The sequence below is a fragment of the Kutzneria sp. CA-103260 genome, assembly GCF_018263855.1.
Classification (GTDB): Bacteria; Actinomycetota; Actinomycetes; order Mycobacteriales; family Pseudonocardiaceae; genus Kutzneria.
Genome location: NZ_CP073318.1, coordinates 9113165 through 9134227 on the forward strand (window position 1 = coordinate 9113165; position 21063 = coordinate 9134227).

Annotated in this window: 17 protein-coding genes; 5 read left to right on the top strand and 12 right to left on the bottom strand. The window is 69.4% G+C overall.

Features of this window, described 5'->3' with window-relative positions:
• Positions 1-140: 140 nt before the first annotated feature.
• The 3 genes from JJ691_RS40445 to dusB form a co-directional block, all read right to left on the bottom strand.
• Positions 141-968: a GGDEF domain-containing protein gene (locus tag JJ691_RS40445; RefSeq protein WP_442912510.1), complete on the bottom strand. Its 828-nt coding sequence runs from the start codon at positions 966-968 to the stop codon at positions 141-143.
• 145 nt (positions 969-1113) lie between these two features.
• Positions 1114-1551 carry a hypothetical protein gene (locus tag JJ691_RS40450; RefSeq protein ID WP_211764756.1) on the bottom strand — a complete coding sequence of 146 codons (438 nt, stop codon included), beginning with the start codon at positions 1549-1551 and terminating at the stop codon, positions 1114-1116.
• A 37-nt stretch (positions 1552-1588) separates the two neighbouring features.
• Complete coding sequence (dusB, locus tag JJ691_RS40455) at positions 1589-2716, bottom strand: tRNA dihydrouridine synthase DusB (protein WP_211764757.1); 1128 nt, start codon at positions 2714-2716, stop codon at positions 1589-1591.
• Positions 2717-2880: 164 nt separating this feature from the next.
• On the opposite strand from dusB, the gene JJ691_RS40460 reads away from it, so the two are divergent.
• Together JJ691_RS40460 and JJ691_RS40470 are read left to right on the top strand one after the other, a co-directional pair.
• Positions 2881-4128, top strand: coding sequence for an ATP-binding protein (locus JJ691_RS40460; protein ID WP_211764758.1), 1248 nt, complete (start codon positions 2881-2883; stop codon positions 4126-4128).
• 319 nt (positions 4129-4447) lie between these two features.
• Entirely contained in the window at positions 4448-4669 is a 222-nt protein-coding gene (locus JJ691_RS40470) for a hypothetical protein (protein WP_211772278.1), read from the top strand.
• Here the strand turns inward: JJ691_RS40470 and JJ691_RS40475 are convergent.
• Positions 4627-5139: a macro domain-containing protein gene (locus tag JJ691_RS40475; RefSeq protein WP_211764759.1), complete on the bottom strand. Its 513-nt coding sequence runs from the start codon at positions 5137-5139 to the stop codon at positions 4627-4629. The genes JJ691_RS40470 and JJ691_RS40475 overlap by 43 nt on opposite strands.
• Before the next feature lie 279 nt (positions 5140-5418).
• On the bottom strand, positions 5419-6756 hold the full coding sequence (gene lysA, locus JJ691_RS40480) for a diaminopimelate decarboxylase (protein ID WP_211764760.1): 1338 nt from the start codon (positions 6754-6756) through the stop codon (positions 5419-5421).
• Positions 6757-6949: 193 nt separating this feature from the next.
• On the opposite strand from lysA, the gene JJ691_RS40485 reads away from it, so the two are divergent.
• The 3 genes from JJ691_RS40485 (at position 6950) to JJ691_RS40495 (ending at position 9346) form a co-directional block, all read left to right on the top strand.
• On the top strand, positions 6950-7543 hold the full coding sequence (locus JJ691_RS40485; protein WP_249227331.1) for a PadR family transcriptional regulator: 594 nt from the start codon (positions 6950-6952) through the stop codon (positions 7541-7543).
• Positions 7540-8724: an FAD-dependent oxidoreductase gene (locus tag JJ691_RS40490; RefSeq protein WP_211764762.1), complete on the top strand. Its 1185-nt coding sequence runs from the start codon at positions 7540-7542 to the stop codon at positions 8722-8724. The genes JJ691_RS40485 and JJ691_RS40490 overlap by 4 nt, the downstream gene beginning before the upstream one ends.
• A gap of 127 nt (positions 8725-8851) precedes the next feature.
• A complete protein-coding gene (locus JJ691_RS40495; protein WP_211764763.1) occupies positions 8852-9346 on the top strand; it encodes a hypothetical protein in 495 nt (164 codons plus the stop codon).
• Positions 9347-9395: 49 nt separating this feature from the next.
• Here JJ691_RS40495 and JJ691_RS40500 read toward each other — a convergent pair whose 3' ends face one another.
• The 7 genes from JJ691_RS40500 to JJ691_RS40530 form a co-directional block, all read right to left on the bottom strand.
• Entirely contained in the window at positions 9396-13184 is a 3789-nt protein-coding gene (locus JJ691_RS40500) for a DNA topoisomerase (ATP-hydrolyzing) (protein WP_211764764.1), read from the bottom strand.
• A gap of 39 nt (positions 13185-13223) precedes the next feature.
• Positions 13224-15275, bottom strand: coding sequence for a DNA gyrase/topoisomerase IV subunit B (locus JJ691_RS40505; RefSeq protein WP_211764765.1), 2052 nt, complete (start codon positions 15273-15275; stop codon positions 13224-13226).
• 82 nt (positions 15276-15357) lie between these two features.
• Positions 15358-16284, bottom strand: coding sequence for an endonuclease/exonuclease/phosphatase family protein (locus JJ691_RS40510; RefSeq protein WP_211764766.1), 927 nt, complete (start codon positions 16282-16284; stop codon positions 15358-15360).
• Positions 16281-18041: a helicase-associated domain-containing protein gene (locus tag JJ691_RS40515; RefSeq protein ID WP_211764767.1), complete on the bottom strand. Its 1761-nt coding sequence runs from the start codon at positions 18039-18041 to the stop codon at positions 16281-16283. Before JJ691_RS40515 ends, JJ691_RS40510 begins: the two co-directional genes overlap by 4 nt.
• A gap of 9 nt (positions 18042-18050) precedes the next feature.
• On the bottom strand, positions 18051-18887 hold the full coding sequence (locus tag JJ691_RS40520; RefSeq protein ID WP_211764768.1) for a carbohydrate ABC transporter permease: 837 nt from the start codon (positions 18885-18887) through the stop codon (positions 18051-18053).
• Positions 18884-19756, bottom strand: coding sequence for a carbohydrate ABC transporter permease (locus JJ691_RS40525; RefSeq protein ID WP_211764769.1), 873 nt, complete (start codon positions 19754-19756; stop codon positions 18884-18886). The genes JJ691_RS40520 and JJ691_RS40525 overlap by 4 nt, the downstream gene beginning before the upstream one ends.
• Positions 19756-21051: an ABC transporter substrate-binding protein gene (locus tag JJ691_RS40530; protein ID WP_211764770.1), complete on the bottom strand. Its 1296-nt coding sequence runs from the start codon at positions 21049-21051 to the stop codon at positions 19756-19758. The genes JJ691_RS40525 and JJ691_RS40530 overlap by 1 nt, the downstream gene beginning before the upstream one ends.
• Positions 21052-21063: the final 12 nt, after the last annotated feature.

Here is a 21063-nt window from a genome sequence, read left to right on the forward strand (position 1 = left end):
GCGGCGCGGCACCCAGCGCACGCGATAGTACGGACGACCGCTAGTTCTAGCGACAGGCAGCCGGAATTCTGACACGGTTCGTACTCGAAACCGCCCACCGCGTTAGGCCGAATGGGCACTTGAGCTGGGTGAGGTTGCTGTCAGTAGTGCTCGGCGACCCGAACGTCGGCGATCGCCCGGCGGCCCGAGGCCGGACCGGCCAGCCGCACCCGACCGTTCTCGCGGTAGGCGACGGCGTTGCGCCCCGACTGCTTGGCCGAGTAGAGCAGGCTGTCGGCCTGCAGCAGCTGGTGCTCGGCCCCGTTCTCGCAGCTGCCGCCCTCCTCGTGGGCGACGCCGACGCTGACCGTCACCCGCAAGCCAGGGGCCATCGCCGACCAGTCGTGCCGCTCCACCCGGTCCCGCGCCGCCTCGGCGATCTCCACCGCCCGCGCCTGCTCGGTTTCCGGCAGCACCAGCACGAACTCCTCGCCGCCGTAGCGGGCGCAGAACGCCGGCTCCGGCAGCTCCACCTGCAGAAGTTCCACGACTTGTTGGAGGACCCGGTCCCCTACGAGGTGCCCGTAGCGATCGTTGACCTGCTTGAACCAGTCCAGGTCGACCAGCGCCACCGCCAGCGCGCCGGCCTGGTCCGCCAGCATCGCCACCAGCCTCTGGTCCAGGTAGCGGCGGTTGTAGCTGGCTGTGAGGCTGTCCCTGATGCTCTGCTCGTGAGCCTCGGCGTGCTCGCGGCGCAGCCGGTCCACCTCGCGGCGCAGCTGCTCCGGCACCGCCGGGACGTGGCCGTCGCCGTCCTGGTAGATCAGGTCGAGCGCGGACCGCAGGTGGTCGTAGGCCTCGCGCCACTGGCCGCGGGAGGCGAGCAGGCCCGCGAGCTTCTCGTGCAGGTTCACCAGTCCGCCGTCGGCCTGCTGGCCGTCCGGTTCCTCAGAGACGTCGGGCTGTGATGACGCGGTCACCGCGCTCACCTCCTCACGAAGGTGGTGTCGTCCCCGCGGCGGCGCGGCTTGAGATCCGACACCCTGGCCGGGCCTCATTTCCCTCTACTGGCTGACCGAGCCGTGGCCCAAAACGCTGACCCTGAGTAACACGGATGGGCGTATGTGAGTACCGTCACTGGGCCGGACAGGGGGCGAAGCTGTACGCCCGGCCACCGTCGACCACGACCCGCTGCGAGCCGATCTGCGTGCCCACCACCGAGTTGCCCTGACGGATGGTGAGCGTCACCGCCACCACATAGACCTGTCCGCTGGGTCGTTTGTCCGAGCCCGGCGGCGACCATCCGGACTCCGCCCGCAGCGTGGGCAGCGCCGGCGTGATCGTGATCGTCACCCCGTTCAGGTCGCACACCCGATCCGCGAACGCCGGCACCTGGGTCGCGGTCAGGAACTTCTGCTCCTGCTGCACGCCCTGCGCCGCCGCCGTGTCCAGCTCGTTGAAGTACGCCGTCACCAGCCCCGGATCCGGCGACGGCTGGGCCGTGCCGGCCACCGAGCACCCCGTCAGCGCCAGGCAGCCGGTCAGTGCCAGGATCAGCCTTCCGTCCGCCACCTCAGCCCGCCCCTTCCGGTGTCGCTTGCCGGCTTCGTCAGCCGCCCGAGTGCATCATCTCGGCGCCCGCCGGCACGCTCGCGTCCTCCGGGTCGTCCAGCCAGCCCTCCGGCAGCACCACCTTCGCCGCCGAGCCCTGCCGACCCCTCGGCCCCTCCGCGTCCGCCGGGAACGGCACCTCGTGGTCCAGCTGGCCGATCAGGTCGTCCAGCTCCTGCAGGCTCGACACCATCGCGAACCCCCGGCGCACCGTCGAGCCCACCGGGAAGCCGTGCAGGTACCAGGCCATGTGCTTGCGCAGGTCGCGCAGGCCCTTGTGCTCGTCGTAGTGGTCCGTCAACAGCTCCGCGTGGCGGCGCAGCACCTGGGCCACTTCACCCAGCGTCGGGCCCTTCGGCAGCGGCTCACCCCGGAACGCCGCCTGCAGCTCCCCGAACAGCCAGGGGCGGCCCAGGCAGCCCCGGCCCACCACCACCCCGTCGCAGCCCGTCGCCGCCACCATGTCCAGCGCGTCCTGGGCCTTGAAGATGTCGCCGTTGCCCAGCACCGGGATGGTCGTGACCGTCTCCTTCAGGCGGGCGATCGCCGACCAGTCCGCCTTGCCCGAGTACCGCTGCGAGGCCGTCCGGGCATGCAGCGCAACCGCTTGCGCCCCCTCCGCCTCCGCGATCCGGCCCGCGTCCAGGTACGTCAGGTTCTCGTCGTCGATGCCGATGCGGAACTTCACCGTCACCGGAATCCCCGCCGGCTCCGCCGCCCGCACCGCCGCCGCCACGATGTCCCCGAACAGCCGCCGCTTGTACGGCAGCGCCGCGCCCCCGCCCTTGCGTGTCACCTTCGGCACCGGACAGCCGAAGTTCATGTCCACGTGGTCGGCCAGATCCTCGTCCACGATCATCTGCACGGCCTTGCCCATGGTCACCGGATCCACCCCGTACAGCTGGAGCGAGCGGGGCTGCTCGTCCGGGTGGAAGGTGATCATGTGCATGGTGGTGGCGTCGCGCTCCACCAGCGCCCGGCTGGTGATCATCTCGCAGACGTACAGGCCCGCCCCGTACTGCCGGCACAGCTGCCGGAAGGCGGTGTTGGTGATCCCCGCCATCGGCGCGAGCACCACCGGCGGGTCGACCGTATGGGGTCCGATCCGCAGGGATGGAGTCGTCATGGCAGGCACGCACCTAGGTTAACCGGCGACACGCGTCACCTCGGTGCGGCGACCGGCTGCTCGGCAGATCCACGACGCAATCTTCGGCAGATCCACGATGCCAATTTCGGCAGATCCACGACGCTACCTTCGGCAGATCCACGACACACCGGTATCATCGGGTGGTGCCCGGAACTCGCGAGTACCTACCACGTCGAGCCGCTGACCTGGTCGAGGAGGCGCTCGCGGACACGCGTGTCGTCATCATCAACGGAGCACGTCAGACGGGCAAGAGCACGCTTGCCGAGTTGTGCCTGCGTGGCCGTCCGGACAGTGTGCGGCGATATTTGGACGATCCTCGGACCAGGGCCTCGGCCGTCGCCGATCCGGTGGCGTTTCTGGACTCCTGCGGCACGATGCTCATCGATGAGGTCCAGCGTGTTCCCGAGCTGTGGTTGACGATCAAGCACATCGTTGACCGCGACCCTCGCCCAGGGCGATTCCTGCTGACCGGTTCGGCGCGTCTGCTCGGCTTGAGCGAACTCCCCGATGCCCTACCCGGACGTTCGGAGACGATCGAACTCTTCCCGCTTTCGCAGGGTGAGATCAACGACGAGCCCGACGGTTTTGTCGATGCCGCGTTCACCCATGGCACGCGACTTCAGGCAAAGCCCTCGGAACTGCGTCGTCGCGACTATCTGACTCTCGTGTCCTGCGGCGGGTATCCCGAAGCTGTTCGTCGTACGTCCCCCCGGCGGCGTACCCAGTTCTTCAGGTCGTACCTCGATGACATCATGAGTCGGGATGTCCATCAGGTTGCGGACATCCAGCGTGTCTCCGACATGCGGCGCCTCATCGGAACGCTGGCCGCGCAGTCCGGCGGACTGCTCAACTACAACCGCCTGGCATCGGACTTGGCGCTTCCCGCGTCGACTGTCCGTGACTACGTGGGACTCCTCGAACTGATCTATCTGATCCGGTTGATTCCGGCATGGGCGCCCAACGCGACAGCTCGGGCCGTCGCCACACCGAAACTGGTGTTCAACGATGTCGGCCTGGCTGCCCACCTGGTCTCCGGAGTCACCAACGACGCCACAACAGGCGGACTCGTCGAGACGTTCGTCATGGGCGAACTCGCGCGTCAGATCACCTGGAGCCAGACGATGCCCCGCCTGTACCACTATCGGGACCGCGATGGCTACGAGGTCGACGCGGTGCTGGAGGACAACGCGGGGCGGGTGATCGCCATCGAGGTCAAGGCCGCTGAGACCGTTCGCACCGACGACTTTCGCTCCCTTCGACTTCTCCAGCGACGTCTCGGCGACCGCTTCCGTGCTGGCTTTGTCCTCTACTGCGGAGACCAACAACTCCCCTTCGGTGAGAACCTCGCCTGCCTCCCGATCAGTGCGCTGTGGACCGCGTCGGACGAGTGAGTCGGCTCAGCTGCTCACGAGTTGACCCGCTGGAGCGTGAGTTGCCAGCGGGTTGACTTCGGGCAGCCGAAGTTCATGTCGATGTCCACGATCATCTGCACGGCCTTGCCCATGGTCACCGGATCCACTCCGTACAGCTACTGCGACCTGGACCGCTCGTCCGGGTGGAACGTGATCATGTGCATGGTGGTCGCGTCCCGCAGGGGTCTTGAGACCCTGTTCCGGGCAGTGGCCTGCCTCGACGTATATCCCGTCAGCGACTGGCAGTGGCCACCTGACCGCGATCGGCCCCCGGAACGGCGCAGGCGGGTGTAAGGACATGGTCGACGCCATCGAGCGGCTGTCCGGCTGGTCATTGGTCGCCGCTATCGGTGTTTTGTTGTTCGGGGTCCACATGCTGGTGCGCTTGGTGATCTCCAAGCGGCCGCCGCGGCAGGGTGATGACGTAATCATCCGAGTACTGCCGCCCCGCATCGAGATCCGGTACCGCGGCCCCGATCAGGATGAGGCTGAGTCAGCGAAGTCGGTGAGTACTTCGTAGGTCTCCTCGTCGAAGGCGACCAGGCGGATGAGGTCGACCTTGGTCGGGGTGGCGGAGAGGGTGGCGCGGGCGATGCGGGCGGCGGGGCGGGCGGGGTAGCCGTAGAGGCCGGTGGCGATGGCGGGGAAGGCGATGCTGCGCACGCCGAGGGAGTCGGCTACTTCGAGGGAGCGGCGGTAGCAGGAGGCGAGGATGTCGGCTTCGCCGTAGGCGCCGCCGTCCCAGACGGGGCCGACGGTGTGGATGACGTGTCGGACGGGCGGGTCGAGGTCGAAGGCCGGGGTGGCCATGGCGTCGCCGGGGTCGCAAGGGCCGATGGCGCCGCCGGCGGCGGCTAGGCGCGGACCGGCGGCGCGGTGGATGGCGCCGTCGACGCCACCGCCGCCGAGCAGCGACTCGTTGGCGGCGGTGACGATGGCGTCGACACGTTCCTGGGTGATGTCCCCGAGCACAACCTCGATCACGGCCATGACCGAATCTTGGTGGCAGCGGGGCAACCCTGGCAGCGGCTACGCCGAGGGCGGAACCTTGCCGGCGAAAAGGATCAGCGCTTCGCGAGGAGGGACAGCCCGCGGCCTCACGCTGTGCAGCTCAATATGGCCACGGCCTCGTCAACGGTAAACAGCCCCCACCCGATCCCTGGGGTGGCGTCCCAGGCCCATCCTATCGCCGCTCGCGGCACGTGGATCTTGGCGGCGGTGTTGCTGTGGACAGACGGCATGGCCAGGCGGGGGCTGTGGACAGAGGCGTCAGCCGAGGTCGCGGGACAGGAGGTCCTCTTCGGTTTCGCGGCGGACCAGCAGGCGGGCGACGCCGTCGTGGACGGAGACGACGGGTGGGCGGCCGACCATGTTGTAGTTGGAGGCGAGGGAGTGGTGGTAGGCGCCGGTGCACGGCACGGCGAGGAGGTCGCCGGCGCGGAGGTCGGAAGGCAGCACGACGTCCTCGGCCAGGACGTCGCCGGCTTCGCAGTGGCGGCCGACGACGGTGACGGGATGGCCGGTGGGAGAGAAGCGGCGGCCGACGGGGCGGACGGAGTAGCGGGCGCCGTAGAGGGAAGGCCGGGGGTTGTCGCTCATGCCGCCATCGACGGCGACGAAGGTGCGAGAGACGCCGTGCTTGACGGTGACGACCCGGTAGAGGGTGACGCCGGCGGAGCCGACGATGGCCCGGCCGGGCTCGATGGTGAGGCGGGGCAAGGGAAGTCGGTGTGAGGAGCACTCGAAGTTGACGGCGCGGAGGATGCGGTCGGCGTAGCCCTGGAGGTCGAAGGAGGAGTCGCCGCACCGGTACGGCACGGCGTGGCCACCGCCGAGGTCGAGCTGCGAGAGGGTGAGCCCGAAGCGAGAGTGCACGGCGGCCATGAGTCCGACCATGAGCCGGGCGGCCTCCTCGAAGGAAGCGACCCGCGAAACCTGGGAGCCGATGTGGCAGTGCAGCCCGACGAGCCGGAGGCTGGGCTGGGCCAGCACGCGGGCGACGGCCTCCAGGGCGGCGCCGGAACGCAGCGAGAAGCCGAACTTCTGGTCCTCGACGCCGGTGGCGATGGCCTTGTGGGTGTGCCCGTCGACGCCGGGGGTGACACGGACGAGGACGTTCTGGGGATAGCGGGCCAGGGCGCCGAGCTGCTCGATCTCGTCGAGGGAGTCGACGACGATCCGGTCGACGCCGTAGGCGATGGCGGCCTTGAGGTCCTCGGGGGTCTTCACGTTGCCATGGAAGAGGATACGGGAAGCGGGGAAGTCGACGGAGCGGGCGACGGCGAGTTCGCCGGCCGAGCAGACGTCGAGCGAGAGGCCCTCCTCGGCGATCCAGCGCAGCACGCCGCGGCTGGTCATCGACTTGCCGGCGTACGCGATCTCGACGTCGGGCAGCGCGGACCGGTACTCGCGGCAGTGCTGCCGGACGGTCAGCTCGTCGAGCAGGTAGGCCGGGGTGCCGAAACGGGCGGCCAGCTGGGTGAGCGGCACCCCGCCGAGCAGCAGGTCCCCGTCGGTGCCGTGGCACACGGACCGCGGCCAGATCCCGGGTTCCAGCTGCCCGCGCAGCGACTCACCCAGCGTGGGTATCAGCTCGGCGAGGGTCATCGTGTCCTCCCACGTGATCGGTCCGTCGACTCCAAGAACACTCCCGAAACCGCAGGTGGGCAGGGTTGTGTACGCGGTCATGACGGCCCGGGCGGCCACGTTGTCGCGATGGTGACGCCCGGGTGGCCCCGAGCACATAGTTGACACTGACTAGTCAGACATGGATAGTTAGAACTGACCAATTGGAGTGACGGTGAAACGACGCAAGGTGTCCAACCCGCTGGCGCTGGCCGTGCTGGCGGAGTTGTTCGCGGAGCCCATGCATCCCTACGAGATGGGACGGCGGCTCAAGGAACACGGCAAGGACCGGGACATCAAGTACAACCGAGGCTCGCTCTACATGGTTGTGGAGCAGCTGACCAAGGCGGGTTTCATCGCCGAGCACGAGACGGTCCGCGACACCCAGCGCCCGGAGCGCACGATCTACGCGATCACCGACGCCGGGCGGACCGAGCTGTACGACTGGATGCGCGAGCTGGTGGCGACGCCGGTGCACGAGTACCCCAGCTTCGGGGTGGCGCTGTCGCTGCTGGTCGTGCTGCCGCCGGAGGAGACGGTCCAGCTCCTCGGACGACGGCTGGAAGCGCTGACGGCCGAGGTCGCCGAGATCGGCGACACCATCCGGCAGAACACCGAGCAGGGCCTGGACTGGTGGTTCCTGATCGAGGAGGAGTACCGCCTCGCGATGCGCGAGGCGGAGCGCGGCTACGTCGCGAGCCTGGCCGAACGGCTGGCCGGCCCCGACTACCACCGCATGTGGCACGAATTCTTCAGGGGGAGAACATGAAAGCACTGATCATCGGGAGCGGCGTCACCGGACCGGTGACGGCCCTGGCGCTGCGCAAGGCCGGCATCGAGTCGGAGGTCTTCGAGGCGTACCAGACGAGTCCGGACGACGTCGGCGGCTGGTTGATGATCGCGCCGAACGGCGTCAACGCGCTGGGCGTGGTCGGCCTGGCCGAGCCGGTGCGCGGCATCGGCCGGCCCAACCGCCGCATGGTGATGACCGACGGCCGCGGCAAGCGGTTCGCCGCCATCGACGAGCTCGACGACAACAACCCGAGTCAGCTGGTGTTGCGGCCGGACCTCTACCGGGTGCTGGCCGGGCGCGCGGCGGCGGCCGGCATCAAGATCCACCACGGCCGGCGGCTGGTCGACGCCACCGAGACCGCGGACGGCGTCACCGCGCACTTCGCCGATGGCAGCAGCGTCACCGGCGACATCCTGATCGGCGCGGACGGCGTCCACTCGGCGGTCCGCAAGCTGATCGACCCGAACGCGCCGGCCCCGCGCTACACCGGACTGCTGGGCTTCGGCGGGCAGGTGCCGGGCAACGACCTCGGCCTTGGCCGGGACGAGTTCTACTTCGCCCAGGGTAAGCGAGGTTTCCTCGGCTACAGCCTCACCGAGGACGGCGACACCGGCTGGTTCACCAACGTGCCCAGCGCGGAGCCGATCGCCGGGCCCGAGGCGCGCCGCATCGGGGCGGCGGAGTGGCTGCGCCGCATGCGTGAGCTCTACGGCGACGACCACCCGGCCCGCGAGATCCTGGCCGCGGCCACGCCGGACACCATGTTGGTGTTGGGGGCGATGCACATCATGCCCAGCGCGCCCCGCTGGCACACCGACCGCATGGTGATCGTCGGTGACGCCGCGCACGTGCCGTCCAACAGCACCGGGCAGGGCGCGTCGATGTCCATCGAGAGCGCGGTCGAGCTGGCCCGCTGCCTGCGCGATCTGCCGGTGCCGCAAGCGTTCGCGGTGTTCGAGAAGCTGCGCCGGCCGCGGGTGGAGAAGGTCGCCGAGTACGGCGAGCGCAACAACCAGGACAAGGTGAACGGCCGCATCAGCCAGGCGGTCACCAGTGTGCTGGCACCGGTCGCGATGAAGCTGTTCATGAAGCCGGAGAAGATGTTCGGCTGGCTGCACCGCTACGAGATCGACTGGGACGCCGAAGTCATCGCCTAGACCAGGCCTCCCGAACCGAGCCTCCCGAACCGCGGCCTGAGCCGGTGTCCGAATCCGCGGCGCCGAATCGGAACACACCAATCGTCTTCAGGGCGTGACCACGCGCGCCCACCGGAAGGAATCCACCATGAGCGACAACGACATCATCGGCAGCGCCCCGACCGTTCCGGTGGAGCGCATCCTGGTCGACCACGACGCCACCAAGCGTCTGGGGAACTGGACCAGCGCCGGCATCTTCGAGATCAAGGCCCGGGCGGCGCAGGTCGTGGTGGATCTGCGGTCACCGGACATCCCCGACTCGGTCGAGGTGCGACTGGACATGCAGCGGTCAATGGTCAAGCTGCTGGTCCCGGAGGACGCGACCATCGACCAATGGGGCCTCGACTGGGAGGGCAGGGGCAAGGTCAAGGACAGTCAGGCTCCCACCGGCCCGACCTCGCGTGTGATCCGGCTCGTCGGCGCCTCCCGCAACAGCGAGGTTCGCGTTCGCCGCGGCGGCCTCGCCATAGTCGCCGCGATGGTCAGCCGTGACTACATCGACGACGTGCGCCGGGCCCACAAAGAGGGCCGGCTCCCCACTGTCGACGACCCCACCCGCGACCCCTACGGCAAGGTCTCCTGAGCCGCGAGTTGGGGCGCGCCGGCCGGAAACCGGCGCGCCCCAACAAAAGCTAGCCCCGTTCCACCAGGTGCCCGACCACGTCCGGACCCGGGTGCGCGTGCCCGGAGCCGTCGCGGCGGGTGTCCACCTCGGGCAGTTCCACCGAGGAGCCGGTGTCGGTCGAACCGGCCGGCCGCTGGCCGACCCAGGCCAGGCGCAAAGCGTTCTCGCCCTTGAGGAAACGGTGAGTCCGCACGCCGCCGGTGGCGCGGCCCTTGGCCGGGTACTCGGTGAACGGCGTGACCTTCACGGTGTTGCCGGTGGCGGTGACGACCATGGGCTCGCCGTGCTCCTCGTCGTCGGTGCGCACGGCCCCGAAGAACACGGTGTGCGCGTCGGCGGCGAGCTTGATGCCGGCCATGCCGCCGCCCTTGAGGCCCTGCGGCCGGACCAGCGAGGCCTCGTAGCGCAGCAGCGAGGAGTCGCTGGACACGAACACCAGGGTCTCGCTGCCGTCAGCCAGCCAGGTGGCGCCGACCAGCTCGTCGCCGTCCTTGAGGGTGATCACCTCGAACTCGTCCGACCGCACCGGCCACTCCGGCGAGCACACCTTCACCACGCCCTGCCGGGTGCCGACGGCCAGCCCTGGGGACTCGGTGTCGGACAGCGGCGCGATGGTGATGACGCGTTCGCCCTTGTCCAGCGGCACCAGCTCGCTGGCGGCCATGCCGCCGCTCAGCGACACGGTGCCCACCTGCTCGGGCAGCACCGGCAGCGGCAGCACGTCGGTCTTGAACGCCCGGCCCTTGCTGGTGACCACCAGGATCTGCCCACGGGCGGTGGTGTGCACGACGGCGGCCACGGCGTCGTTGCGGGCCCGGCCGTTGCGGCGGCGGGCCTCCGACGCCTCCTCCGACTCGGCGGCGGTGCGGGCCACCAGGCCGGTCGCGGACAGCAGCACCTGGCACGGGTCGTCGGCTACCTCCAGCGGCCCGGCCGGCTTGGACGCGGCCAGCACTTCCTTGAGGTCGCCGTCGATCAGCGCGGTCCGGCGCTCCCAGGTCAGGTCCTTGGTCACCTTGGACAGCTCGGTGGACACGACCTTGCGCAGCACCGCCGGGTCGTCGAGGATCTTGGCCAGCTCGGCGATCTCGCCGGTCAGCTTGTCCTGTTCGGACTCCAGCTCGATCTTGTCGTACTTGGTCAGCCGGCGCAGCGGCGTGTCCAGGATGTAGGTGGCCTGGATCTCGGACAGCTTGAACTGCTTCATCAGGCCGTCGCGGGCGGCCTGGGCGTTGTCGCTGTTGCGGATCAGCCGGATCACCTTGTCGATGTCCAGCAACGCCTTCAGCAGGCCCTCGACCAGGTGCAGCCGCTCCTCGCGCTTGCGCTTGCGGTAGCGGGTGCGCCGGGTGACGACCTCGTAGCGGTGCTTGAGGAACACCTCCAGCAGCGCCTTGAGGCCCAGCGTCTGCGGCTGGCCGTCCACCAGCACCAGGTTGTTGATGCCGAAGGACTGCTCCAGCGGGGTCAGCCGGTACAGGTCGGCCAGCAGCGCCTGCGGGTTCACGCCGACCTTGCACTCGATCACCAGCCGGGTGCCGTTCTCCCGGTCGGTCAGGTCCTTCACGTCGGCGATGCCGGTGAGGCGCTTGGACTTCGTCACCTCGTCGGTGATCTTCTCGATGATCTTCTCCGGCCCGACGCCGTAGGGCAGCTCGGTCACGGTGATCGCCTGCCGGCCCCGCGAGCCCTCCAGCGGACCGGTCTCGGCCCGGGCCCGCATCCGCACCACGCCGCGGCCGGTCTCGTAGGCCTTGCGCACCTCGTCCAGGCCCAGCAGCATGCCGCCGGTCGGCAGGTCAGGCCCCGGCACGAACTCCATCAGCTTGTCCAGCGACGCGTCCGGGTGGTTGATCAGCCACCGGGCCGCCGCCACGACCTCGCCCAGGTTGTGCGGGATCATGTTGGTGGCCATGCCCACCGCGATCCCGGACGTGCCGTTGACCAGCAGGTTGGGGAACGCCGCCGGCAGCACCGACGGCTCCTCCAGCGAACCGTCGTAGTTGGGCCGGAAGTCGACCGTCTCCTCGCCCAGCTCGCCGACCAGCAGCATGGCCTCGTTGGACATGCGCGCCTCGGTGTATCGCGAGGCGGCCGGGCCGTCGTCCGGGGAACCGAAGTTGCCGTGCCCGTCGATCAGCGGCGCGTTCAGCGAGAAGTCCTGGGCCATGCGGACCATGGCGTCGTAGATGGCCAGATCGCCGTGCGGATGGTACTTGCCCATGCAGTTGTGCACGACGAAGCCTTCGGTCACGAAGGCGTGTTCCTCGCTGCCGACCTGGATGTCGTAAGTCGTGTCGGAGTCCACCGGCTCGACCGACTCGACCGTGAGGAAGGAGAAACCGGTGAGCTCGTCGAGCCGGCCGGCCAGCGGTGAGCCGATCCGACGCAGCTTGTCCAGCCAACCATCGGTCCGCGCGCGGCCCAGCGAGAAATACCGCTCGGCGAGAGTGTTGCCGTGCCGGTCCTTGCCGTACCTGACCGGCACGCCGGTCGTGCTGTGCAGCGAGGCGCGGAACGCGACACTTTCGGTGTCACGGAACCAGCCGCCGCCGGCATGCGCCGCGGAGAACTCGGCTGTCACCGCTCGATACGGCAACCGGTCGTTGCCCTGCTTGCCGTTGTAGCGGTAGGCGATCTCGGTCAGCCGCCACAGGTCGTCGTGCTTGTAGCCGATCTTCGACCAGCGCTGCAGGAACCGGGCGAGCACGGCGGCGTCGCCGCCCGAGACCGACAGACCGAACACCGTCTTGTGCCCGCTCGGCTTCGCCTGGGACCAATGGTGGCCGTGGATCCCCATGTCAGCCAGCATCGAGTAGACCTGACGGATCAGCTGCTCGCTGGTGCTGACGTAGACGATCTCCCGGTTGCGCTTGCGCACGTAGCCGTCGCCGTCGTACAGCCCGGCCAGGAACGGCGCCCACTGCGACCGGTCCGCGAGCACGCTCGCCGGCACGGACTTGCTGTCGCTGAGCGGAGTCGTGGCATCGAGCAGGCCGTCGTGCCGGGCGAAGGTGAGGATGTGCTGGTCCCGGTGCCGCGGGTTCTTCGCCACCCGCTTGCCCCGCGAGACGTTCAGGCCGGCCTCGATCGCCCAGCCATGGGCGACGTCGATCGGCTCCGGATCACACATGTGGATCCGCACGCGACCGTCCGCCTCACGGGCGCGGTCCACCGGGAAGCCCTCGGCGACGAGCAGACCGAGCACGTAGCTGTACGTGTCGCCGCCGGTGGGCTCGTTCGCCGTCCGGCCGCGCCCGTAGCCGAGCGTCTGCCGACCGGACAGATCCCGGGCGTCCGTCCACTCGACGGTCAGGTCATCGGCGACGGTGCGGAAGCGCTGGCCGGGCGTGACAACCATGCTGTGCCCGTTGGACCACGTGATCCGGACCAGCTCTGAGGTCGGGTTCTCGTAGGCGGCGACCACGGGCACCGGAACGCCGGCGGCGTCCAGCACCAGCTCGCCGACCTCGATGTCCTCGATGCGGCGCAACCCCGTCGGCGTGGACACGAGGGTGCCACGAACGAAGCAGTCGCCGACGACACGTGAGGACTTCACGTATGCGTGCGTGGGGCGATATCCCTGCTCGTGCATCGAGTACAGGATCCGGCGGTGCACCGGCTTGAGGCCGTCCCGCGCGTCGGGCAGCGCCCGGGAGTGTATGACCGAGTAGGCGTACTCCAGGTAGGAGTCCTCGATCTCCGTCGTCACCGGGGTGTCCAGCACGGAGGCGCCCGCGCGGTCGAAGGCCGACGGGTCCACCTTGGTCACGGAGCCCTTGCTGCGGCGTGCCATGTCTTGCCTGTTCTCCTACTCCGGAAGGAAGCGGACCGGTCAGATGTCGATCGCGGACTGGTCGACGCGGGCGGCCGACTCCACCAGCCAGTTGCGGCGGGGCTCCACCTTCTCGCCCATCAGCAGTTCCAGCGTCTGCTCGGCGGCCTCGACGTCGCTGAGCGTGATCCGGCGCACCGAGCGGGTGGCCGGGTTCATGGTGGTGTGCCACAGCTCGTCGGCGTCCATCTCACCGAGGCCCTTGAACCGGGGCACCGGGGTGACCACCTGCTTGCCGGCCTTCTCCAGCGCGGCCAGCTTGGTCTCCATCTCCCGCTGGGTGAAGGTGAAGATGGTCTCCGAGTTGCGGCCCTTGGTGGTGAGCTTGTGCAGCGGCGGCATCGCGGCGTACAGCCGGCCGTCCTCGATCACCGGCCGCATGTACTTGGCGAACAGGGTGATCAGCAGGGTCCGGATGTGCGAGCCGTCGACGTCGGCGTCGGCCATCAGGATCACCCGGCCGTAGCGCATCGCGGCCAGGTCGAAGGTGCGCCCGGTGCCGGCCCCGAGCACCTGCACGATGGAGGCGATCTCGGCGTTGCGCAGGGTGTCGGCCAGGTTGGCCTTCTGCACGTTGAGGATCTTGCCCCGCAGCGGCAGCAGCGCCTGGTACTCGGAGACGCGGGCCATCCGGGCCGAGCCCAGCGCGGAGTCGCCCTCCACCAGGAACAGCTCGCTGCGGGAGACGCCGGTGGTGCGGCAGTCGACCAGCTTCGGCGGCATGGCCGCGCCCTCGAGCGCGGTCTTGCGCCGGGCGGCGTCCTTCTGCTGCTTCTGGGTCAGCCGCACCCGCGCGGCGTCGACCACCTTCTGCAGCACGGTCTTGGCCTCGGTCTTGGTGCGACGGTCCTCGCTCCACGCCTTCACGTGCCGCTCGACCACGCCCTGGATCACCTTGGTGATGCCGGCGGTGGACAGCTCGTCCTTGGTCTGCGAGGTGAACTGCGGCTCCGGGATGCGCACGTGGATGACGGCGGTCATGCCCTCCAGCACGTCCTCCAGCGTGGGCATGTCCTCCTTGGGCTTCAACAGCCCGCGGGTCTTGGAGATCGCGTCCTGCACGGCCTTGGTCACGGCCCGGTCGAAGCCCCGGCGGTGGGTGCCGCCGTGCATGTTGCGGATGGTGTTGGTGAAGCACTCCACGGTGCGCTCGTAGCCGGTGCCCCAGCGCAGCGCCACCTCGACCTCGGCGCGACGCTCCACTTTGGACCGCATCACGCCGTTCTCGTCGGCGGCGTTCTCGAAGTAGGTGCCCTCGCCGTTGACCAGCAGGGTGCCGGAGACCGGCTTCTCGCCCGACGGCGTCAGGAAGTCCACCATGTCGGACAGGCCGTGCGGGTAGTGGAACGACTCCTCGGCGATCGAGCCCTCGGTGGCGTCCCGCAGCACGTAGGTCACGCCCGGCACCAGGAACGCGGTGTTGCGCAGCTTGGCCTTCACGGCCTCGCGGTCCAGCGCGGCGCCGTTCTCGAAGTAGCGCGCGTCGTACCAGTACCGGATCGAGGTGCCGCTGGACTCGCCGCGCTTCATCTTGCCGGTCAGCTGGAGGCCGGACTGCTGGGTGAACTTGGCCTTCGGCCCGGGCGCGTCGAACACGCCGGGCACGCCGTGCGCGAAGGACATCTGGTGCACCTTGCCCTGCTGCTTCACCGTGACGTCGAACCGGTGCGACAGGGCGTTGACCGCGGACGCGCCGACGCCGTGCAGGCCGCCGGAGGTCTTGTAGCCGGAGCCGCCGAACTTGCCGCCGGCGTGCAGCCGGGTCAGCACCAGCTCGACGCCGGACAGGCCGGACTTGGCGTGCACCCCGGTCGGGATGCCGCGGCCGTCGTCGTCGACCTGCACGCTGCCGTCGGCGTGCAGGGTGACCACGACGCGGGTGGCGAAGCCGGCGATGCCCTCGTCGGTCGAGTTGTCGACGACCTCGGTGAACAGGTGGTTGATGCCGCGGCTGTCGGTCGACCCGATGTACATGCCGGGTCGTTTGCGGACCGCCTCCAGACCCTCCAGGTGCGTGAGGTCGTCGGCCCCGTAAAGAGTCTCAGCGGTCACAGGGTCTTTCTCCCAGATCGTGTTCAACGGTCGTCCTCGGGCCCGAGGGTAGCCCCCGAGCCCGACACTTCAGCCCGACACTTCAGCCCGGCAGTGCCAGCTCGGCCACCACCGCCCGGTGGTCCGTGCCCGGCAGCAGGTGTTCGCTCGCCGACACCGCGGCCAGGCCGGGACCGTGCAGCACGTGGTCGATCTGCACCAGCGGGAACTGCGCCGGCCAGGTCGGCGCCCAGCCCCGGCCCAGTTCGGCGTGCGTGTCGACCAGCCCGGCCGCGAGCAGCGAGCGCAGCGGCGAGTGATCGACAGTGGCGTTGAAGTCGCCGAGCACGATCACGTCCCGGCCGGCCACGGCCCGCAGCGCCGACATGTCCCGGGCCCAGAGCCCCGGGCCCCCGACAGGATAGTACGTGTGCACCCCGACCACCGGGATCTGATGGCCGGACACGGTCACTGTGACCTGGGTCTGCGGCCAGGTGGTCGGCAGGGACGTGGGTCCGCCGGACACGATCGGCACCCGGGAGAAGATGGAGGTGTCGTTCTCCGGGTGCAGCTCCCGGTAGGGCATGTACTGGGCCATGCCGGCGGCGTCCAGGGCCTTGATCGCCGGCGCGTCCAGCTCCTCGGCGGCCAGCACGTCCAGGTGCTCGTCCTTGGCCATCGACACCAGGGCCAGCGGGTCGACCTGGCCGCGGTGGGTGTTGACGGTGCCGACCCGGATGTGCACGGCGTCGGCCGGAATCAGTGGCCGATCGGGCACGAACCGGGGCACGATCCAGGCGAGCTGGAGCACCAGCAGCGCGGCCGCCGCCACGGTCAGCCAGCGGCCGCGCAGTGCGAGCAGCGTCACCAGCAGGCCGGCGGTGAGCAGTGCGGCGTAGGGCAGCAGCGCGATCGGCACGGCCAGGTAGGTGCCGTCGTCGAAGCCGAAGATCCGGGTGACGGCCAGCACCAGGACACCGGTCAGCAGGACGGCGCAGCTGATCAGCGCCGCCAGACGGCCACGGTTCACCGACCGGCCTCAGTGATCTGGGCGGCCTCGACCGACTCGATGTTGGCCACGGCGAAGTTCCGCTCGTCCGCACGCAGGTAGCACCACGAGTCCAGCCAGTCGCCCAGCAGCTGTTCCGGACGAATCCGGCGAACCGTGCGCTTGCCCTTGCGATCCCGGTATCCGATCACCACGTCCCCCTCGTGGTCGAGGGCGTCCGCGAGCAGCCCCAGTTCGACCTGGCTCAACGTCTGGTTCTGCTCGGCCAGCCGCCGGAACGTCGGGCCGCGCCTGATCGGCACGTGCGGCTCGGCGATCAGCCGGGCGGCCAGCTCTTCGGCGGTGATCCGGGCCTCGGCCGGGTCCGCCGCCGCGCGGTGCTCCGCCGGGCGTTCCACCACGATCTGGCCGGCACGGTCCTCGGCCACCGGCGCGTAGCCGGCCTTTCGCAGCTGTGCCAACACCGTGGCCGGACTGTCCGAACTGGACAGCACCGTCGGCGCGAGCAAGGTGAACCTGGGCAGCCGGTGGGCGATCTCGGCCGCGGTCGCCTCATCGGCCAGCACACAGCAGCGGACCTCGCGGACCCGGATGTGCCCGTGCCGCCGATTCACGTCCTTGATCAGGTACGCCAGCGGCTGCGGCACGTCGCCCAGTTCCCGCAGCAGGTCTTCGGCCCGCCAGCCGGTGTCCAGGGCGGACCGCACGCTGGCCGCGGAAAACCGCCACACCGCACCGGCTTCGCGCACGGCCGCCGCCTCGATCGCCGGCGGCGCCAACCCGGACACGACGGCCGTGAGATCGGATTGCAGGATCACGCCGGCCGCAACCCTGGGCAGCACGGCGTCGATGTCTTCGAACCGGCCGATGAGGTGATCGCCCAGCTCGGTCACCGTGTCGGCGGCGATCGTCCCCAGCAGCTCCGCCTCGCGCACCACGTCGGCGATGTCCTCATCGTCCCGGGACGGGCAGAACCAGTCGATCTCCGCGACGGCGGCCCGCACCGAGAAGCCGCCGGCCGCGGCGGTCAGGAGAGCTCGCCGCACCGGACCGCCCTCGGGTTGATCGCTCTGGGGGCGCGAATGCCAGGCCAAGGCGAGTTGCGCCCACCGCCGGGCCGGGTCGCCGTCTCGCCACCGCGGGTAGTCCGTGGTGGGCGCGAAGCCCGCGTCGACCTCGCCCAGCAGTCCGGCCGTGCCGGCCAGCCCGAGCCACAGCGTGACCACCCCCGGCTCGGCCGACAGCTCGCGGGCCAGCCGGGACAGCTCCCTGGAACCGATGCCACCCTTTCTCAACGCTGTGATCGGTTGGACGGTTGCCCTGTCCAGCAGCGATGTGACGCCGTCGAGCAGCGCTGCCGCGGCAGCTTGGGCGGCTCGGCGCACGGCACCTGCGTCCGTTCGGGCCAACGGCAGCTCGGGGCGGCCGGTCAGGACCGTGCCGTGGCCGGCGTCCAGCGACCAGTGCTGGGCCAGCAGCGGCGGCAGCCGCAGGTCCGTGCCCCAGACCAGGCCCAGTGCCGTGAGCTGGGCCAACACCGGCGGGAACAGCCGCCGGTCCAGCTGGTGCTGCCGGCCGGCGGTGATCGCCTCGCCGGCCACCAACTGGTCCCGGTTCAGCGTCTGGAGCACCGCGACCAGCGAGGACGCACTGGACAGCCGCTGCGCCAACTCGGCGAAGCCACGCGGGGCCGGCTCGACGAGCACGTCCGGGCGCGCCGCCAGCAGCGCGACCAGGGCCGTCTCGCCGAGCCCGGCCAGGTGCTGGTCGAACTCCACCCGGCCAACCTACTTGAGCGCGCCGGTCACCAGATCGAGCCGCCAGTAGCGTTGCAAGGAAAGGAACAGCGCGATCACCGGCAGCACCGACAGCAGCGTGCCGGTGATCACCAGCGAGTACAGCGAGGCCTCGGCAGCCCCGTGCCGCAGCAGGCTGTACAAGCCGACCGTGAGCGGGAACTTGCTGTCGGAGTTCACCATCACGAACGGCAGCAGGAAGTTGTTCCAGATGGCGATGAACTGGAGCAGGAACACGGTGATCAGCCCCGGCCCCATCAGCCGCAGGCCGACGGAGTGGAACAGCTTCCACTCCGAGGCCCCGTCGATCCGGCCGGCCTCCAGCAGCGACTGCGGCACCGAGGACGCGGCGTAGATCCGGCACAGGTAGATGCCGTACGGGTTGAACAGCTGCGGCAGCAGCACCCCGAGATAGCTGTCGGTCAGGCCCACATTGGACAGCAGCAGGTACTGCGGGATGGCCAGCACGATCTGCGGCAGCAGCACGCAGGCCAGGATCACGTTGAACACGACCTTGCGGCCGCGGAACTCGTACAGCGCGATCGCGTAGCCGCAGGCCGCCGACACCAGGGACGCGGCCACCCCGCCGATCAGGGCGTAGCCGAAGCTGTTCAGCATCCACTGCCAGAAGATGCCGCCCTGGTAGGTGGACAGGTCCACGATGTTCTGCCAGATGCCGGCCCCGAACGACGGCAGGTAGGTGGCCGTGGAGAACAGGTCCGTCTTGGACTTGGTGGCGGCGATGAGAATCCACAGCGTCGGCACGATGCAGTAGACCGCGCCGAGGATGAGGGCCGCGGTCGGGAGGATCCTCAGGCGGGCGGTCATCGGTTCACCCTCGACACTGTTCGGGAGGCCACGAACGACACGGCCAGTGCGGCGATGACGAACAGCACCGAGGTGGCGGCCGCCTTGTTCACGTCCGAGTTGACGAACGCGTCCTCGTAGATCTTCATCAGTGGCACCCACGTGGAGGAGACGGCGTTGGACAGCGGCCGCAACGTGTTCGGCTCGTTGAACAGCTGCAGCGAGGCCAGCGCCGTGAACAGCGTGCACATCGCGACGGCCGGCAGCACCAGCGGCACCTTGATGCGCAACGCCATCCGCAGCTCCGAGCAGCCGTCGATGCGGGCCGCCTCGTACAGCTCGGCCGGCAGCGACCGCAGCGCCGTGAAGATGACGATCATGTTGAAGCCGACCGAGCCCCACACCGCCACGTTGGCCACCGAGAAGAACACCGTGGTGGAGCCGAAGAAGTCGATGTGGTCGCCGCCGATCGGGCTGGTCGCCGGCAGGTACATGAAGCCCCACATCAGCGAGGCGATCACCCCCGGCACCGCGTACGGCAGGAAGATCGCCAGCCGGGTGCTGCGGGCGAACCTGACCCGCGGCACGTCCAGCAGCAGCGCGAACAGCAGCGCCAGACCGACCGTGGCCGGGATGAACAGCAGCGCCACCAACAACATCCGCACGATGCTGGACCACAACTCCGGATCGGCCAGCGCCAAGCCGTAGTTGTCGAGCCCGACGAAGACCAGTTTGCTGCTGCCGCCCCCCAGCAGCCCGCCCACGACCTTGCGCGCCTGGAAGCTGAGCACGAGGGCGTAGACGCCGGGCGCCACCACAAAAAGCGTGAGCAGCGCGACTGCCGGGGCGACGAGCAGATAGGGCAGCTTGGCCCGGTTGCGCGCGGCCATCAGCCGACCGTGAAGCCGAGCTTCTTCATATCGGCCACGGTCGCGTTCTGGATGTCGTCCAGCGCCGTGGCGAACGAGGTGTTGTTCTGCAACGCCGCCCCGAACTTGTCGGTGTAGCCGCTGAAGGTCACCGTCACGTCCGGACCCCACATGGAGAAGCTGCGCGAGCTCGGCGCCACCTGCTTGACCAGGTCGTAGAAGTTGGCCTGGTTGGGGAAGAAGGCCGGCGGCGAGGACAGGATCGGCAGCGAGCGCCCGGAGGTGGCCGCCGGGTAGACGTTGATGTTCTGGATCTGGGCGGTCACCGCCTTGTCGTCGGTGTTCAGCCAGGACGCGAACTGCGCGGCCTGCGCGGCGTGCTTGGAGTCGGTGGTCACGGTGGTGGCCGAGCCGCCCCAGATGCCGGTGGTCCTGTCACCCGCGGTCCACGCCGGCAGCGGCGCCACCGCCCACTTGCCCTTGGTGTTGGGGGCGATGCCGCCCAGCTGCGCCGGGGCCCACGCGCCGGAGATCCAGGTGGCGAGCTGGCCCTCGTTCATCTGCTTGTTCCACTGCGGCGAGAACGACGGGTTCTTGGCCACGGTGCCGGCGTTGACCAGGCCCTGCCAGTAGTCGGCGACCTTCTTGGCGGCGGCGCTGTTGATGGCCACCTGCCAGGTCTTGTTGTCCTTGGACGACCACCAGTCCGCGCCGCCCTGCTGCATCAGGCCGGTGATCCAGCCCGGGTCGGCGGCGTCGAAGTTGGTCATCGCCACCTGCGGGGCCTTGGCGTGCAGCTGCTGCGCGGTCTGCGTGAACTCGTCCCAGGTGGTCGGCGGCTTGAGGCCGTACTGGTCGAAGATGTCGGTGCGGTAGAACAACATCAGCGGCGCCACGTCCTGCGGCACGCCGTACACCTTGTCGTCGAACCGGGTCGCCTTGAGCGTGGTGTCGTCGAAGTCCTTGACGGTGTCGCCCGTGTACTGCGTGATGTCGCTGACCACACCGCCGGACACCAGCGCCGGCAGCGACTGGTACTCCACCTTGGCGATGTCCGGGCCGTTGCCGGCCTGGTGGGCGGTGATCATCTTGCTGACCAGTTGGTCGCCGCCGGCCGGATTGGACAGCGTCACGTGGATGTCGGGGTGGGCCTGGTTCCAGATGTCCACCACCTTGTCCATGTTGGGATCCCAGTCCCAGAAGGTCAGGTTCACCTTGCCGTCGGCGGCCGGCTGGTCGCCCCCGCCGCCGCCACAGCCGGTCACAAGCAGAGCGCCGGCGAGTAACGCGCCGGCGAGTCGCCACTGACTCCGCATAGCCCTGTCTCC